The organism is Natrinema sp. LJW11, assembly GCF_056135975.1.
The window spans coordinates 832,741-847,739 of record NZ_JBWBDM010000002.1 but is presented as its reverse complement, the minus strand read 5'-3'; the positions used below and the strand labels follow the sequence as shown (position 1 = coordinate 847,739).

Here is a 14,999-nt window from a genome sequence, read left to right as displayed (position 1 = left end):
CTCACACGCCGGACAGGACCCACCGCTGCGTGGGATGGCCGTTGGCGAACCACTGCTGAACGTTCGCGCCGTCCGCCGTCGAAGCGTCGGCCACTTCGAGGGCCTTACCGCTGTTGACGTTGGTGAGCTCGTACTCGCCGTTGCCCACCTCTCGAATCGTCCAGCGCTGCGTCGGATGGCCGTTGGCGGGCCACTGCTGGACGTTGGCACCGTCCGACGTCGAGGCGTTCGCCACTTCGAGGAGTTTCCCGCTGTTGACGTTGATGACCTCGTACTCGCCGTTCCCCCGTTCCCGTACGTCCCACTGCTGTGTCGAGTGGCCGTTGGCGGGCCACTGCTGGACGTTCGCGCCGTCGGCCGTCGAGGCGTTCGCAACCTCGAGGGCCTTGCCGCTGTTGACGTTCTCGAGAACGTATCGGCCGTCGGCCACGCCGCCCCCTCCGTCGTCCGGCGGCTCCTCGCCCGTCAGCACGTTTCCGCGCGTTTCCGTGCTCGAGGCGTAGATCTCGAGGTCGGCGGTCGTCCCGGCGTTCCTGAGGTCGTTGTTCAGGATGGCGTTGTTGGCCGTGCCGGGGCCGGTTTCGCGGATCCCGTAGCGCTGCCGTGGAGTCGCTCGATCGTCGACCACGCGCAGGTTCCGGACCGTCAGGTTCTCCGCGGCCGGGTGGGAGCCGCCGTCGCGCGAATCGATGCGGACGCCCTCGCTGTTGGTGTTACGGACGATGCCGCCGTTGATGGCGGCGTTCTGGCAGTCCTGGAGCAGGATTCCCTGACTGGTGGTGCCCTCGATGTCGACGTGTTCGACGGTGAAGCCGCTGCTGCCGGAGACGCCGAAGACGCCGCGGGCACCGCCGCGGACGATGACTTTCCGGACGGTGACGTTCTGACCGCCGCCGTTTGCGACCCGGAACCCGGCGTACCCACCCCCGGGGTCGGGGTTCGTCGCGTCGACCGTCCCCACGGTCGCGTCGGTCGTGTCGTTCAAGAGCAGGCCGCAGCCGCCGGTGTCCGCGGTCGTCACGGTGCCGATATCGACCCCGTCGACGCCGTAGGTTTCGACGGCGTGGTGGGCACAGCCCTCGATCGTGGCCGACTCGAGGGAGACGCTCCTCGAGCGACCCCCGTCGCCGTCGTCGATTCGAACGCCGAGACCGATGCTGCTGGTCTCGTGAAGCGCCATCTCGACGGTGCCGAGGGTCACGTCGGCACAGCTCTGGATCCAGATTCCGTATCGCGGATTTCCGTTTATCGTAATCGAGGGGAGCTCGATCGATTCGACGCTCCGGGCCCGGATCGGAACGACGAGTTCGTCGCCGGTGTCCTCGACGGTGATCGGTCCGCGAACGTCGAGCGTCGTGTAGCTGGGCAGGTCGACCGCGTGGACCTCGCTCGTCGGGCCGACCGTCCCGCCGTTTTCGACGACGACCGTCTCCTTCGTCGTTCGGCCCGGCGTGAGCCCGTCGACGGCGGCCTGAATCGCGTCGAGCATGTCGCCGCCCGCGTACACGCCCGAGCCGTGAGCGTCGGCGTACCACGTCCCGCCCGACGACCAGACCGCCGCGTCGTGGCTGCTGGCGCTGACGGGTGCTCCGAGTCCGGCGACAGCGCCCGCACCGAGTGCCGCCAGAGCGCCTCGTCGGCTCCAGTCGGTCGTCTCCGATTCGTCGCGTTCGTCCGTCGCGGGTACCGCATCTGGCTGTGACACGATCGAACGAAGTCGATGCGTCTACCTATCGTTTCACCCTCATTTGTGATGCAAGCTAAACCCCCTCGGACGGCGGTCCCGTTCGAGCGACCACCACGCGGCGCTCGTCGGATCGACTGCACGCTCGTGTGTCGTCACCCGTAATGGCGGCGTCAGAGGACGCGATCCGGCCGAATTCGCAGGATGACACGCTCCGATTCGATCGGTGGCTGATACTCGTCGTTATCCGTGTACCGGCGCGCGAGTTCGTCGATGTGTTCTCGAGCGCCCTCGATGGTGATCTCGTCGATCTCGCCGATCACCGAGAGGTGGCGATAGGGATCGTCCGGATCGGTCATGCTGACGCCGACCCCGGAGTTGTGTTCCGCGTTTCGCGCCTTCTGGCGGTGGCGTTCGGTGTTGACAAGCAACCGGTTGTCGTCCGCGTCGTAGTCGATCCAGACCGGCGTCACGTGGGGGAGTCCGTCGTCGGTCAGCGTCGCGACGTGGGCGAACGTTTGCTTCTCGAACAGGTCGTGGAACTCCTCGGGTATCGGTGCCATGGGCGTTGTTCAACGGCCCTCGTTTTGGCTGTGTTGCCTACACCGATCGCAAGCGAACGAACACCGCATCAGACGGAATCGATTTCAGTCGGCTGGCAGTCTGCGCGTACCAAGAGATGTCAGTGACCACGCGAATGACGGCTGACGGCTTATGCGTATCGACGGTGTCCACACCCCTATGACCGATCAGCAGCGATCGACTCGCCGACGAGTACTGCAACTAACGGGTGTCGCGGCGTCGACTGCGCTCGTCGCCGGCTGTGGCGGCCCCGGTGGCGACGACAACGATACGGGTAACGGAGACGACGAAACCGAAACCGAAGAGGGGACCGGGAACGGGCAGGACATGGAAGACGAACCGGCCGGCGACAACGAGACGAACGAGACCGGAAACGCGACGAACGAAACCGGCAACATGACGAACGAAACCGGCAACGCGACCAACGAGACCGGGAACGATAGCGAGAACAACAGTAGCGTTTTCGACTAATCCGCCTCTCGCTCCCGTCCGAGTCCGGCTGCGCTCTCCCGTCGTGATGGCGTAACGGTTACCGGGTCTCGCCCCCTCCCTCGAGTGATGACCGACGGACTCGAGGCGGACGTCGAGGAGATGGACGAAATCGCCGAGCGACGGGACGAACTGGCCGCCCGCGTTCGTACACACGCCGGCGAGATCGCGCGCGAACTCGCCGTCTTCCAGGGCGGTGACTACGGGCAGGAGACGTTCAACACCGACGGCGGGAGCTGGACGCTCAAGTACGAGGCCGGCGACGTCCAGTATCTCAAATTCGACCCGAAATCGGGGTCGGAGATCTACGTCGTCTCGAGCAAGCAGCCGCCCGAACCCGAGGCCCTCGAGACGGCGATGGCCGACTACGGGGCGTTCGTCGCGGCCTACAACGAGTACGTCCGCTCGTTCGAGGGGATTCTCGCGGACGTCTCCGACGAGTTCCCGGAGGCCGAATCGACGGCGGAACTGGTCGCCGAACGGGACCGAATCGTCGATCGCATCCGCGACGTCTGCAACGCGATGGCGAGTCAGCTCCACCGCTACGACGGCGAGTACGGCACCTACGCGACGACGATTTCGGGCACCCGCTGGGAACTGAAGTGGGAGGAAGACCTCGCCTCCTACCTGCGGGTCGGCGGCTCCGACGGGGTCTACCTCCTCTCGCAGTACGGGCCGCCGGCGGCACCGGAAGTCCGCCGACTGGCCGGCGACGTTCCCGCGTTCGTCGCCGACTTCAACGAGCACGTCGCCGACCTCGAGGCGGATCTCGCGCAGGTCAGCTTCGGCGACGACTAACCGCTCGTCGACCGGACGGCCCGCTTATCTGTGGGTGCCCGGCGACTCGAGTCGAATCTCGTTCGACGGCTCCGCCACCGGTCGTCGTCCCCACCGGTCGTCGTACTCGCCGGTCAGTTGCTACCGCGAGTCGACTCGCGGAGCGGATTCGGGAGCGGTACACGGTCGACCCAATCTCTCTATATGTCACCTAGAAGTCGTTTTGTGCCGGCTCCACCTACGGGACGGTGGCGACGACGCTCGCCTGGACTACTATGAATGGCTCCGCCGACGGGACCGACGACGGAACCGCCCACGAGTACGCTGCCTCGATTACCGAGGACGACGCGGTACTGTTCGACGCCGTCGTCGTCCGATACGAGGCCGACGACGACCGCTGCACGCTCGTCCCCCACGACGGCACCACGACGGAGAAACTGAACGCCTGGCTGACCGCGGATCTCGAGGCGGTCGTCGATCTCGACGACGCCCGGTGACGGCGGTCGCGGGCGTTCGAAAACCGGTTCACGACGCACCCAGATCCCACCGCGAAGCGAGGCGCTACCGGTGACTCCCTCTCGAGAGAAGGTCGCCAAGAGTTACACGTCGACGTACTGGTCGACCCACTCCTGGCGACGCTGGAGCGCGCGTCGGCCTTTCGGCGTCAGCGCGTAGTAGTTCGTCCGCCGGTCGAGTTCGCCTTTCTCGACGAGTTCCTTCTCGACGAGCGTGTCGAGGTTCGGATACAGTCGACCGTGTGTGACGGGCTGGTCGATGTAACTATTGATATCGTCGAGAATCTCCTGCCCGGACGGCCGGTCTTTCCCTGCGATCACGTACAACAGGTCGCGCTGGAAGCCAGTTAGCTGGTCCATGGATCACCCTCTGAATGACGACGTTCACCGCTCTGTGGCTTTGTTATAGAGCGGATACGACGTCGCTCGAGCCGGAATGCGACCCGTAGGACCGCTATCGACCGAGCACGCTCGGTGCCGAGAGTCCACCGTCGACCGCGCGTGACGCCGAAGCCGTGACGCCGCGTTTTTGACCGCCACCGCCGTATCGGCCGCTATGCCACCCGATCCACTGGCCTGGGACACTCGCGAGCGCCGAGTAGCCTACTCCTGTCCGGGGTTCGATATCGTTAACGAGTCCGTTCGACTTCCCGACGGTACGGAATCCGAGTTCGATTACCTCTCGGACGCCCCGAGCGTCTGCGTCCTGCCGTTCACGCCCGACGGCGACGTCGTCTGCATCGAGGAGTGGCGGCAAGCCGTCTCGCGAATCAGCCGCGGACTTCCCGTCGGCGGGGTCGAACCCGACGACGAGGACCTCGAGGCCGCGGCCCGGAGAGAACTCGCCGAAGAGACCGGGTACGAGGCCGCGACACTCGAGTCGCTGGTGACCGTCGAGCCGGCCAACGGGATCGCGGACTCGGTGTTGCACTTCTTCGTCGCCGACGGCTGTCGCCCGACCGCCGAGCAGCGACTCGATCACAACGAGAGCATTCGTCCGATGGAACTCCCGCTCGAGGAACTGACCGACGCCGTGGCCGCCGGCGAGATCCGCGACGGTCGGACGGTACTCGCCGTCTCGTACTATCGACTGATCGATCCGTCTCGTACTATCGACTGATCGATCCGGATCGCGGCCCGTCCCGAAAACGACGGACTGCGGTGGAACGCGGCGCTCGACCGGCTCGAGCCGGTCACGCCGCTCGGTTCCTCATGTCGTTACGTTCGGTGCGTCGGACTCGGTCGTCACCCCGTTGCGTTCGTCTCGTTGCCGGTCTCGTTCGTAGTCGCGTTTGTCTCATTTGCGGTCGCGTTCGTTTCGTTCGCTGCGCCATCGGCCGGTCCTCCGAGCGCCTCCTCGAGGCCCTGCGTTTCGCCGAGTGTGAGGGTGTCGGCGGAGCTGTTCTCGACCGTCATCGCTCCCGCGGAAACCGACGAGACGGTTTCGCCTGCCGCCGTCTCGTTGCCGCCCGCCATCGTTTCGTTCGCGGCCGTCTCGTTTGCGGTCGTTTCGTTTTCCGTCTCGTTTGCGGTCGCGTTTTCGCTCGTCGCGTTATCCGCCCGCTGACTCTCGAGGGAGCCGACGGTCATGGACTCGAACGTGATATCGCCGACGTCGAACTGCTCGATGGTCAGCGACTCGATCTCCTGAACGCTCTCGTTCCCGTCGGTTGCGGTCTGATTCTCGCCGTCGCCGCCATCACCGCCACCGCCGAACAGATCCCCGATGGCGTCGGAGATGCCGGAGAGGATTCCACCGCCGTCGCCGCCTTCGCCGACGGTCAGGTCATCGATCGTCAGTTGCTCGGCGTTCATCGACTCGATCGTCATGTTCTGTATCATCACGGTGCTGGCGTCCTCGTCGATCACTTGCTGGAGACCCGTCGACGATTCGTTCCCGGTCTCGTTGCCCGCCGCGGACTCGTTCTCGCTCTCGTTGCCGGCCGCGCTCTCGTTGGCACCGCCACCGAGTTCGTCGAGGGTGACGTTCTCGAGGGCCAGCGATTCGAAGGCGACGTTCGAGATCATCACCTCGGAGGTCTGGTTGCCCGCGGTCTGGTTCTCGGCTGACTGGTTCCCGTCGGACAGGTTCAGTTGCTGTCGGAGTTCGTCTTCGTCGCCCTGCACGTCCAGTTGCTGGACGGTCAGTTCCTCGATCGTGGCGTTCTGGACCGTCACGTTCTCGAGTTCCAGCGTGCCCACCTGTACGTTCTGCAGTGTCGCGCTCGGTTCGCCCCTGTCTTCGGCGTCGCCGGTCGCGGCCGCCGTCGTTCCACCGACGAGGGCGGGACCCCCCGAGAGCGTCACCAACAGCGCGACGAACGCGACACCGATCGTTCGCGGTCGTGAAACCATACGAACCGAGCTACGGCGGTTTTCGGGCTAAAACTGGCAGACTGTTACGAGATTAGATCGAAGAAAACGGCCGTTGTGACCGGCTGCACGTCCCGTCCCGATTTCCTGTCCGGGTCCCCCGCGGTTCCGGTGATCTGCCGGCTTCCAAGCGGTCGATTACCTGCCATTCCGCGTCGAAACCGTCGATTGTCGGTCCGAAACGCCACCCCGTAGTCGTCGCCGACCGCTCTCGCTGCCACACGCGTGCGAGTCGTCACGCGGTTGCGGCCCTCACCGCTCGAGTCGTAGTTCTCGCGTCTCGACTGCGTCGCAAGCCGGACAGACGAACTGATAGCGGACCCGCCCGCCCGAGGTGGTCACGCGCCAGCCACCGTCGGTGTCGACGTAGCCACACGCCGGACAGCGGAGCTCTGCTTCGTCGAACTTCTCCCGGAGTCGCTCGAACGGCGAACGGTACACTGACATGTGTTACACTACACCACGACAGCATATAACATTCTAGCCCCTCGTCGAATCGCGTGTCGAGCCGGCCGGTCGAACGCGACGTGTATCGATTCGAATCGGCAATTCGTCGGGTACGACGCGATTCGATATCGCGTCGACTGCCGGCTGTCGATCACACTCGAGACCCAGTCGCGGACCGCTTTTCGGCTGCAGTCGACACCGAACGGTTCGAGGTCTCGACGGTATCCGACGCGATGAGTCAGCGAGAGTGGACCGAATACTGAACTCCAGCGGCCGACGCGGCGTCCGCTCTCACTCCACGAAACTCGAGCCCCACGATACGCTGCTGATACCGCTCGAGATTCCACACACTTCGCGACCGATCGGCGGAGAGACTGCGACGCTTTTGGCCTTCTGGCCGCTCCGAGGGGATCGCCTCGAGGGAACGACCTATCAACGGGTGTTTCCCGACCTGTCGCTGCTTCGGAGGGCAACTGATCGAGACAGCGATCGGCTCCGATTCGAAGGAGGGGGCCGGCACCATGTGAGCACCGCGCGGGCGATACCGGCCTCGAGTTCGACCGACGAGTACGGTGGGACCTCGCTCGGTTTCCGCTGGACTGTATCGAAACCGAGCAGGTCGCCCGCGAACGTCCGAAGGGCTGGGAAAGATCGAGCGGTAGTTCGTTCGAAGCGGTTCAGTAGTCTCTGTCCGGAGATTTCAACGGAACGGTCCGACAGCCCCCCGTCCCCTCGTTCGATCACAACGATTCTTAATCGTCACCACGTAGGGGAGACTATGGATGATGTCGACACGAAACACGGCCGAACCGTCGGTGACGCCGCCGGAGCGGCGCGTGCGCTCGAGCGCGTGGTCGATCCGGTCGTGGCGGTCGACGACGGAACGGTGACGTACGCGAACGCCGCCGCCCGCGACGCCTTCGGGATCGGCGACGCCGACCGCGACGCGGCGACCGCCCTCGGTTCGCGCTGGAACCGGCTCGCGGCGGCGATCGACGAGACGACGGTCGGCACCGCCAGACGGGTCGTTCTCGAGGGCGACGATGACGGTGTGCGAATCCACCGGGGTGCCGACGGCGCGACGATCACGTTCGATCGCGGTGTGGCCGGCCCCCGGACGGACGCCGACGAGGCCGGCGGTTCGCTGGCGGACGCGAGCGACCGACTGGTGAAAGACCGCGCGCTTGCGGCGGCGCCGGTCGGCGTCACTCTTTCCGACCCCGACCGCGAGGATAATCCGCTGGTCTACGTTAACGAGGCCTACGAGTCGGTCACCGGCTACGAGTACGACGACGTCGTCGGTCGGAACTGCCGGTTCCTGCAGGGGCCCGAGTCGGACGAGGACACGATCGCCGAGATGGCGGCCGCGATCGACGAGGAGCGGCCGGTCACCGTCGAACTGAAGAACTACCGCAAGGACGGCACCGAGTTCTGGAACGAGGTGACGATCGCCCCCGTCCGAGACGAGGGCGGCCGCGTGACCAACTACGTCGGCTTCCAGAACGACGTCACCGCGCGCAAGGAGGCGGAACTCGCGCTCGAGGAGCGGACCGCGGAACTCGAGTACATCCTCGATCGCGTCGAGGGACTGATTCAGGACGTCACCGACGTCGTCGCCGGGTCGACCGATCGATCGGCGCTCGAGTCCGAGGTCTGTGCCCGGATCGCGGCCGAAGAGGCCTACGACGGGGCCTGGATCGGCGAGCGCAACCCCGCGACCGGCGCGATCGACGTTCGCTCGAGCGCCGGGATCGATCCCGAGCGCGACGCCATCGAGAGCGGCGACGACCATCCCGCCACGGCAACGCTCGCAACGGGTGAGCCGGCCGTCGGTACCGTTGCGGGAACGACTCACGCCGCGTTCCCGCTGACGTACAACGGGATCGAGTACGGCGTTCTGACGATTCGAACGAATCGGGACCGAGCCGTCGACGACCGCGAAACGGTGATCCTCTCCGCGCTCGCCCGCGCGGTCGCCAGCGGGGTCAACGCCCGCGAGACCAGCCGCGTGCTCGCGACCGACGCCGTCGTCGCCGTCGAACTCGACCTGACGGACCGGGCCCTCGCGCCCGTCGCCCTCTCCGCCGAGGCGGACTGTCGGCTCGAGTATCGCCGGTCGGTCCACCGGACCGGCGACGAGACGGCGTCGCTGTTTACCGTCACCGGCGCGAGCGCGGACGAGCTCGCCGCGGCCGCCGCCGAGTTGCCGGACGTCGATTGCCGCGTTATCGTCGAACGAGACGAGGAGTGTCTGATCGAACTGACCGGCGCGGACGACCTCGTCGGCTGGCTCTCCGAGCGCGGTGCCCGAACCCGGGCGATCGAAAGCGAGGACGGGCGAGCGCGCGTCACCCTCGAGATCCCCCGGTCCGCGAACGTCCGCGCGGTCGTCGAAGCCGTGGAGGATCGCTATCCGGGAACCGACGTCGTCTCGTTCCAGCAGCGCGACCGCGGCGACGAGACCCGCGAGGAGTTCGCCGCCGGACTCGAGGCGGCGCTGACCGACCGCCAGTTCGGCGCGTTACAGCGGGCCTACCTCGGCGGCTACTTCGAGTGGCCCCGACCGGCGACGGGCGAGGAACTCGCCCAGACGATGGGCGTCTCGCGGCCGACCTTCCACGAGCACCTGCGGACGGCCGAGGCGAAACTGTGCCGAGCGTTCTTCGGCGATGCATAGTACCGATTCGGTGACAGTCGCCGCTCGAGACCTGTAGCTCCGGCTTAGCCTCGAGAACGGCCGTGGACGGTCGCCGACGCTTATATGGTTAGTCGTGGGAGTCGGTGCTATGCTCGCACTCGCAACGCCGCTTCAGACCGGTGGTGGGTTCCTGTACTGGGCGATCATCTTCTTCGTCCTCGCGATCGTCGCCGCTGCAGTCGGTGCCCGCGGCGTCGCCGGGATCTCGATGGAGATCGCGCGGATCTTCGTGTTGATCTTCATCATCCTCGCGGTGGTCGCACTCCTGTTGTGATCGTCGACGCCGACCGGCGTTTGGACGGTCACGCGCCCGTAGTGAGTCGCTGCCGGTCGGACCGCTGTAGCGCTACCGATCGGGCCGCTGTAGACGCCGGACGTGAATATCGGCGGTTACGGGCCCGCAATATTTGGCAGATTGCGCGGGTGACATGATCGAATTAATCACGCTTCCCTCCTGCGATTACCCGAGCTACCTCCATCCGGTGGCGAAACCGAAACCAGTTACGGGCGGATGAGAATCACTAACACTCTGGGCGTCGTAGATAAGGGCGAGCACTTACCATGACTGAACTCGGTGGATTTCAAGACAGGGTCGCTCGCATCGATCTCTCGGACGGGGACGTCGCGTACGAGTCGATCGACGACGAGGACGCGGAGAAGTATATCGGTGCGCGGGGGCTCGGGGTAAAGTACGTCTTCGATCAGGGGCCGGACGTCGATCCGATGGGGCCCGAGAACCTGCTCGCGTTCATGAACGGGCCGCTGTCGGGCACGCAGGTCACGATGAGCGGCCGGATCGCCGTCTGTACGAAGTCGCCCCTGACCGGCACCGTCACCGACAGCCACCACGGCGGCTGGTCCGGCGCTCGGCTCAAGTGGGCCGGTTTCGACGGCCTCCTCTTCGAGGGCGAGGCCGATGATCCCGTCTACGCCGTCGTCGAGGACGGCGAGGTCGAACTCCGGGACGCCTCCCACCTCTGGGGGGAGGGGTTCCACGACACGCGCGACGCGATCGAGGAGGAAGTAGAGGGTTCCTACGGGAAGAACCTCAGCATCATGGGGATCGGTCCCGGCGGCGAGAACGGCGTCAAGTACGCCTCCATCATGAACGAGGACGACCGGGCCTCGGGTCGGGGCGGCACGGGCTGCGTGATGGGGTCGAAGAACCTCAAAGCCGTCGTCGTCAAGTCCACGACGAAGATGCCCAAGCCGGCCGATTCGGAGACGTTCAAGGAAGGCCACCAGCAGGCGATGCAGGCGATTCAGGAATCGGAGGTCACCGCACCGAACGAGGGCGGCCTCTCGATGTACGGAACGAACGTCCTGATGAATATCGGCGAGGAGATGGACGGCCTCCCGACGAAAAACGGGCAGTACACCTCGACCAAAGCCATGCGCGACGCCGAGGGCGTCGACATCGACGCCGAACGCGTCTCCGGCGAGAACGTCCGCGAGAACATCCTCGTCGACGAGCCGACCTGCCACTCCTGTCCGGTCGCCTGCAAGAAGGAAGTCGAGGTGACGAAGATGCACAAGGGCGAGGAGATGAACGTTCGAACCGAGTCCTACGAGTACGAATCGGCCTACGCGCTCGGGCCGAACTCCGGCCACACCGACCGCGACGCCGTCGCGCTCATGATCGACCGCTGTAACGACATGGGCGTCGACACCATCGACGCGGGCAACATGATGGCGATGGCCATGGAGATGTCCGAACAGGGCAAACTCGAGGAGGGCGAACTCGAGTGGGGCGACTACGAGACGATGATCGACATGATCGAGCGGATCGCCCACCGCGAGGACGACCTCGCGGATCTGCTGGCCGAGGGGCCACGGCGGGTCGCCGACGCGAAAGACGCCGAGGAGAACTCGCTCGCCGTCAAGGGCCAGACCATCGCCGCCTACGACCCGCGCTGTCTGAAGGGGATGGGGATCGGCTACGCCACGTCGAACCGCGGGGCCTGCCACCTGCGCGGGTACACCCCCGCAGCCGAAATTCTGGGCGTCCCCGAGAAGGTCGACCCCTACGCGTACGAGGGGAAGGGGGAACTCACCGCTCAGTTCCAGGACCTCCACGCCATCAGCGACTCCTTCGACATCTGCAAGTTCAACGCCTTCGCCGAAGGCATCGAGGAGTACGTCCTGCAGTACAACGGGATGACCGGCCGCGACGTCACCGAAGACGAACTGCTCGAGGCCGGCGAACGCATCTACACCCTCGAACGGTACTACAACAACCTCAACGGCTTCGACGGCGCGGACGACTCCCTGCCCGCGCGCTTCCTCGAGGACGGCATCCGCGGACAGGGCGCGAGCGAAGGCGAGTACTGCGAACTCGACGAGATGAAAGAAGAGTACTACGACTACCGCGGCTGGGTCGACGGCGTCGTCACGGACGAGAAACTCGACGAGCTCGGGATCGATCTCGGACCGGGCACCGGCGTCAGCGGCGACACCGGTGCGGCGGTCTCGAGCGACGACTGATCCCGTTCCCGCGTCCGTCGGTTCTGTCGCCCGTTTTCTGCCGCTATCGGTGTCGTCGATTCACTGCCGATCGGGTCTCGAAACTGCGCTGATCGAGAACTCACAACTTTCGTTATATTATTATAATCTTATTCGTATCTGCTTGTATGAGCCTCCTGAAGCAGTGGAAAGGGGTGAACGGGTATCTGATCAAGAGTCCGGGGACGTTCTTCTCGGAGTACGACGAAACGCACGGAGCCGGCTATCCGCTGGCCTTCATGTTCCTCTCGTTTCTCGCCACGATGGTGCCGCTGGCGGCGCTCGTGGTCGTTTTCAATATCACATCGCCCGAAGACGCGGCGATCGGCGTCGTCGTCGTGCTGTTTTTCGCCGTCGTCACCTGGGTGTTCGGAATTATCGAAGCGCTGCTCGTCCACGTCGTGGCCTCCCTGTTCGGTGGCAGCGGCGTGGCCGTGACGCTCGAGGCGTACGCCTTCCCGACGCTCATCCGGAGCAGCCTGTGGTGGTTCCCGGTCGTCGGCTGGATTCCCGGACTATACGGTTGGTACCTTCAAATCAGGGGACTGGCCGCGTTTCACGGTCTCTCGACCGGGAAAGCCTTCGTGGCTGCGCTGTTCCCGTTGCTGTTGTATATCGCGTCTATCGTCGTCCTCGCCGCCGTGATCGCCGCCTTCGTCCTCGATCTCGGTTCCCCGCCCGAGACGCAGCCGGCGATGCTCTTGCTCGGGGCCGCCGTCTGACCGCCGCTGACCGTCGCCGGTCGGAATGGAGGAGAAGCGCGAGAGAAAACAGCAGCCCGTCTCAGTCGTCGGCGACGGCGTACGTGGCGCTCGAGTCGGTCGTGCCGTCCGGTTTCGTCATCTCGATCTCGATCCCCTCGCCGGCGACGGAGACGAGCACGTTGTCGAAGCCCTTGCAGTACTCGGTCGCGTGCTTGCCGGAGGTGTTGATTCGGACCCGTTCGTCGACCAGATCGGCCTCGGTCAGCATCTCGACCTTGCGGTAGGCCGTCGACATCGGAATGTCACACCGCTCGGAGAGTTCCGTCGCCGTCAGGGATTCCTCGGCCGTCGCCTCGAGGATGGCTCGACAGTCGTCGTCGTCCAGCGCGGCGAGGACGGTCTGCGGGTCGACGGCGTCGTCGTTCTGCCAGTCTCGGGTTCGGCTAGTGGAGTTCGTCGCGGACATCTGTTATACCTCACAGTAGCGACTCCGACCCCTCCAAGTGAGTCCCACTAAATACAGGGCTCTTTATAAGGGGTCGCGAAAACCACCGGTTCGAGTCGGTATCGAGCGTCGTTTCGCGATGGCACACGGACCGAGCCCACACTCGAAATCGACTCGCATCGCGCGCCTCGAGCACCGCGCTCGGCGCACCTCGCGGGCCGTGGGCGGAGGGTTTAGGGGGCCGGCATCCCCAGCAGTGACTGATGGCCTCGGGGATACGCGCAGAGGTGAAGATCGACGACCCGCCCGACTGCGTCGTCGCGCAGGCCTCCGCCGAGACGGGCGGTCGAGTCCACTCCGTCTCGCGGAGCACCAACCCCGACGCACCCGAGCGCGTGACCGAGGAGTTCATGCTCGAGGCGGAGTCCTACCCCGACGAGTTCGACGTCGACGCGGAGCTCTCGCCGATCTTTTCGTACGGCTCGAGCACGGTCTACCGTTTCGAGCGCGCGCTCGGCGACGGCTGCCCCCGCGAGTGTATCGAACGACACGACTGTCCGGTCGTCGACGTTCGGACGCGGGGTGCGTCGCTGTATCTGACCTTTCACGCGCCGGATATGCACGGACTGCAGGCCGTCATCGGCGAGTTGCGCGAGCGCTACGCGAATCTCGACGTCCAGCGACTGTTGCAGTCCCAGCAGGACCACGACGAACGAAACCTCGTCTTCGTCGACCGGAGCGCGCTGACCGATCGCCAGACCGAGGTGCTGGAGACGGCCCACCGGATGGGCTACTTCGAACACCCCAAACGGGCCAACGCCGGCGAGGTCGCCGCGGCGCTCGGGATCACCGGGACGACGTTCACCGAACACCTCGCGGCGGCCCAGACGAAGCTTCTGGACGCGATTCTGGACCATGAGTGACCGACCGCGATCCGGAGAGCCCGTGAGCGAGGGCGGGCGGTCTGTGGCGGCCGCCGTCGACTCGAACCCCATGAACGTATCGGGACCTACGGGTCGATGGCATCGAACCGCAACCCTATATATACTGGATACACTGCTAGACGATAGACAATCGACGTTTCACCGACTTACCCCCCGCCATGAGTAGATACGAGTTCACGTGCCCGGAGTGCGGGCAGGAGATCGAAGTCAACGAATCGATGCGCGAGGCCACGCTCACGCACGGCTGTCCGGTCTGTGCGGCGTCGGTCACGGCCGCGGATTTCGTCGCAGAACAGCAGACGAACTGAACTCTCCCCCAGCGCCATCGATGGCGTCGACTCGATTCCGTTCTCACTCCTCGCGATCGACTTCCGTCCGCCGCCCGTCGAGCGACGTCGGCGTGAGCCGGTAGAGTTCGATATTCAGGGCGTCCTTCCCTTCGGCCCATATCTCGAACAGCGGCCGCTTTGCGTTCCCGTACTGGGCGATTTCCTCCGGCGTCAGCTCCGACGGCTCGATGCTCTCGAGGGTCCCCGTGGCGATGACGCTCCGGTAGGTCGAATCCGCGTCGTCGTAGACGACGAGTCGCGCTTCCGGCGCGGACTCGAGGAACTGGCGCTTCTCGCTGTCGGGCGTCGACACCATCCGCATGTAAAACTCCCGCTCGCCGTCGTCGTAGCCGTACGAGATGGGGATCGCGTAGGGTTCGTCCGTCCGTGCGAGCGACAACACCCCGGTTTCGCGGCGACTGAGGAAGTCGTCGATCTCCGCGTCCGTCATCTCGGTCTCCTGGTCGATGGCCATCGTCTGGGTGGTTTGCCAAAGGTGCAACGTGATCT

At 65.3% G+C, this 14,999-nt stretch carries 17 protein-coding genes; 10 read left to right on the top strand and 7 right to left on the bottom strand.

Features of this window, described 5'->3' with window-relative positions:
• Position 1 precedes the first annotated feature (1 nt).
• Together AC0QDI_RS08815 and AC0QDI_RS08810 are read right to left on the bottom strand one after the other, a co-directional pair.
• Positions 2-1,705 (bottom strand): RICIN domain-containing protein, encoded by a 1,704-nt coding sequence (locus AC0QDI_RS08815; RefSeq protein ID WP_474667248.1) that lies wholly within the window; start codon positions 1,703-1,705, stop codon positions 2-4.
• Positions 1,706-1,857: 152 nt separating this feature from the next.
• Complete coding sequence (locus tag AC0QDI_RS08810) at positions 1,858-2,247, bottom strand: PPOX class F420-dependent oxidoreductase (RefSeq protein WP_474667246.1); 390 nt, start codon at positions 2,245-2,247, stop codon at positions 1,858-1,860.
• 178 nt (positions 2,248-2,425) lie between these two features.
• Here AC0QDI_RS08810 and AC0QDI_RS08805 point away from each other — a divergent pair, with 178 nt between their 5' ends.
• The 3 genes from AC0QDI_RS08805 (at position 2,426) to AC0QDI_RS08795 (ending at position 4,029) form a co-directional block, all read left to right on the top strand.
• Positions 2,426-2,737: a hypothetical protein gene (locus tag AC0QDI_RS08805; protein ID WP_474667244.1), complete on the top strand. Its 312-nt coding sequence runs from the start codon at positions 2,426-2,428 to the stop codon at positions 2,735-2,737.
• A gap of 87 nt (positions 2,738-2,824) precedes the next feature.
• Positions 2,825-3,553 carry a profilin-fold protein gene (locus AC0QDI_RS08800; RefSeq protein WP_474667242.1) on the top strand — a complete coding sequence of 243 codons (729 nt, stop codon included), beginning with the start codon at positions 2,825-2,827 and terminating at the stop codon, positions 3,551-3,553.
• Between the two features lie 254 nt (positions 3,554-3,807).
• The gene (locus AC0QDI_RS08795) at positions 3,808-4,029 is read left to right on the top strand and encodes a DUF7511 domain-containing protein (RefSeq protein WP_474667240.1); all 222 of its coding nucleotides are present in this window, start codon (positions 3,808-3,810) and stop codon (positions 4,027-4,029) included.
• A gap of 102 nt (positions 4,030-4,131) precedes the next feature.
• Here AC0QDI_RS08795 and AC0QDI_RS08790 read toward each other — a convergent pair whose 3' ends face one another.
• Positions 4,132-4,407, bottom strand: a complete 276-nt coding sequence (locus AC0QDI_RS08790; protein WP_090622019.1) for a PadR family transcriptional regulator — start codon at positions 4,405-4,407, stop codon at positions 4,132-4,134.
• 196 nt (positions 4,408-4,603) lie between these two features.
• Between AC0QDI_RS08790 and AC0QDI_RS08785 the strand changes: the two genes are divergently transcribed.
• Positions 4,604-5,167, top strand: coding sequence for an NUDIX hydrolase (locus AC0QDI_RS08785; RefSeq protein WP_474667238.1), 564 nt, complete (start codon positions 4,604-4,606; stop codon positions 5,165-5,167).
• Between the two features lie 125 nt (positions 5,168-5,292).
• Here AC0QDI_RS08785 and AC0QDI_RS08780 read toward each other — a convergent pair whose 3' ends face one another.
• Both AC0QDI_RS08780 and AC0QDI_RS08775 read right to left on the bottom strand, forming a co-directional pair.
• Positions 5,293-6,402 carry a hypothetical protein gene (locus AC0QDI_RS08780; RefSeq protein ID WP_474667236.1) on the bottom strand — a complete coding sequence of 370 codons (1,110 nt, stop codon included), beginning with the start codon at positions 6,400-6,402 and terminating at the stop codon, positions 5,293-5,295.
• Positions 6,403-6,672: 270 nt separating this feature from the next.
• Positions 6,673-6,867 carry an HVO_0649 family zinc finger protein gene (locus AC0QDI_RS08775; RefSeq protein ID WP_474667234.1) on the bottom strand — a complete coding sequence of 65 codons (195 nt, stop codon included), beginning with the start codon at positions 6,865-6,867 and terminating at the stop codon, positions 6,673-6,675.
• Positions 6,868-7,645: 778 nt separating this feature from the next.
• Here AC0QDI_RS08775 and AC0QDI_RS08770 point away from each other — a divergent pair.
• From AC0QDI_RS08770 to AC0QDI_RS08755, 4 genes are all read left to right on the top strand, one after another.
• On the top strand, positions 7,646-9,544 hold the full coding sequence (locus AC0QDI_RS08770) for a bacterio-opsin activator domain-containing protein (protein ID WP_474667232.1): 1,899 nt from the start codon (positions 7,646-7,648) through the stop codon (positions 9,542-9,544).
• A gap of 109 nt (positions 9,545-9,653) precedes the next feature.
• Positions 9,654-9,839 carry a DUF1328 family protein gene (locus tag AC0QDI_RS08765; protein ID WP_098724422.1) on the top strand — a complete coding sequence of 62 codons (186 nt, stop codon included), beginning with the start codon at positions 9,654-9,656 and terminating at the stop codon, positions 9,837-9,839.
• A gap of 287 nt (positions 9,840-10,126) precedes the next feature.
• Positions 10,127-12,049, top strand: coding sequence for an aldehyde ferredoxin oxidoreductase family protein (locus tag AC0QDI_RS08760; RefSeq protein WP_474667230.1), 1,923 nt, complete (start codon positions 10,127-10,129; stop codon positions 12,047-12,049).
• 146 nt (positions 12,050-12,195) lie between these two features.
• Positions 12,196-12,789: a YIP1 family protein gene (locus AC0QDI_RS08755; RefSeq protein ID WP_474667228.1), complete on the top strand. Its 594-nt coding sequence runs from the start codon at positions 12,196-12,198 to the stop codon at positions 12,787-12,789.
• Between the two features lie 61 nt (positions 12,790-12,850).
• On the opposite strand, the gene AC0QDI_RS08750 is transcribed toward AC0QDI_RS08755, so the two are convergent.
• Positions 12,851-13,237, bottom strand: a complete 387-nt coding sequence (locus tag AC0QDI_RS08750) for a helix-turn-helix domain-containing protein (protein WP_474667226.1) — start codon at positions 13,235-13,237, stop codon at positions 12,851-12,853.
• 242 nt (positions 13,238-13,479) lie between these two features.
• Here AC0QDI_RS08750 and AC0QDI_RS08745 point away from each other — a divergent pair, with 242 nt between their 5' ends.
• Together AC0QDI_RS08745 and AC0QDI_RS08740 are read left to right on the top strand one after the other, a co-directional pair.
• On the top strand, positions 13,480-14,139 hold the full coding sequence (locus AC0QDI_RS08745; protein ID WP_474667224.1) for a helix-turn-helix domain-containing protein: 660 nt from the start codon (positions 13,480-13,482) through the stop codon (positions 14,137-14,139).
• 179 nt (positions 14,140-14,318) lie between these two features.
• The gene (locus tag AC0QDI_RS08740; protein WP_474667222.1) at positions 14,319-14,468 is read left to right on the top strand and encodes a DUF7560 family zinc ribbon protein; all 150 of its coding nucleotides are present in this window, start codon (positions 14,319-14,321) and stop codon (positions 14,466-14,468) included.
• Between the two features lie 43 nt (positions 14,469-14,511).
• Here the strand turns inward: AC0QDI_RS08740 and AC0QDI_RS08735 are convergent, their stop codons facing one another.
• Positions 14,512-14,964: a pyridoxamine 5'-phosphate oxidase family protein gene (locus AC0QDI_RS08735; RefSeq protein ID WP_474667220.1), complete on the bottom strand. Its 453-nt coding sequence runs from the start codon at positions 14,962-14,964 to the stop codon at positions 14,512-14,514.
• Positions 14,965-14,999 lie beyond the last annotated feature (35 nt).

What these genes read in the sequence shown, in the direction of transcription:
- AC0QDI_RS08805 (WP_474667244.1), top strand. Translation starts at nt 2,426, where the DNA reads ATGACCGATCAGCAGCGATCGACTCGCCGACGAGTACTGCAACTAACG.
- AC0QDI_RS08760 (WP_474667230.1), top strand. Translation starts at nt 10,127, where the DNA reads ATGACTGAACTCGGTGGATTTCAAGACAGGGTCGCTCGCATCGATCTC.
- AC0QDI_RS08775 (WP_474667234.1), bottom strand. Translation starts at nt 6,867, where the DNA reads ATGTCAGTGTACCGTTCGCCGTTCGAGCGACTCCGGGAGAAGTTCGAC.
- AC0QDI_RS08765 (WP_098724422.1), top strand. Translation starts at nt 9,654, where the DNA reads ATGCTCGCACTCGCAACGCCGCTTCAGACCGGTGGTGGGTTCCTGTAC.
- AC0QDI_RS08790 (WP_090622019.1), bottom strand. Translation starts at nt 4,407, where the DNA reads ATGGACCAGCTAACTGGCTTCCAGCGCGACCTGTTGTACGTGATCGCA.
- AC0QDI_RS08800 (WP_474667242.1), top strand. Translation starts at nt 2,825, where the DNA reads ATGACCGACGGACTCGAGGCGGACGTCGAGGAGATGGACGAAATCGCC.
- AC0QDI_RS08780 (WP_474667236.1), bottom strand. Translation starts at nt 6,402, where the DNA reads ATGGTTTCACGACCGCGAACGATCGGTGTCGCGTTCGTCGCGCTGTTG.
- AC0QDI_RS08750 (WP_474667226.1), bottom strand. Translation starts at nt 13,237, where the DNA reads ATGTCCGCGACGAACTCCACTAGCCGAACCCGAGACTGGCAGAACGAC.
- AC0QDI_RS08755 (WP_474667228.1), top strand. Translation starts at nt 12,196, where the DNA reads ATGAGCCTCCTGAAGCAGTGGAAAGGGGTGAACGGGTATCTGATCAAG.
- AC0QDI_RS08810 (WP_474667246.1), bottom strand. Translation starts at nt 2,247, where the DNA reads ATGGCACCGATACCCGAGGAGTTCCACGACCTGTTCGAGAAGCAAACG.
- AC0QDI_RS08785 (WP_474667238.1), top strand. Translation starts at nt 4,604, where the DNA reads ATGCCACCCGATCCACTGGCCTGGGACACTCGCGAGCGCCGAGTAGCC.
- AC0QDI_RS08745 (WP_474667224.1), top strand. Translation starts at nt 13,480, where the DNA reads ATGGCCTCGGGGATACGCGCAGAGGTGAAGATCGACGACCCGCCCGAC.
- AC0QDI_RS08735 (WP_474667220.1), bottom strand. Translation starts at nt 14,964, where the DNA reads ATGGCCATCGACCAGGAGACCGAGATGACGGACGCGGAGATCGACGAC.
- AC0QDI_RS08795 (WP_474667240.1), top strand. Translation starts at nt 3,808, where the DNA reads ATGAATGGCTCCGCCGACGGGACCGACGACGGAACCGCCCACGAGTAC.
- AC0QDI_RS08740 (WP_474667222.1), top strand. Translation starts at nt 14,319, where the DNA reads ATGAGTAGATACGAGTTCACGTGCCCGGAGTGCGGGCAGGAGATCGAA.
- AC0QDI_RS08770 (WP_474667232.1), top strand. Translation starts at nt 7,646, where the DNA reads ATGGATGATGTCGACACGAAACACGGCCGAACCGTCGGTGACGCCGCC.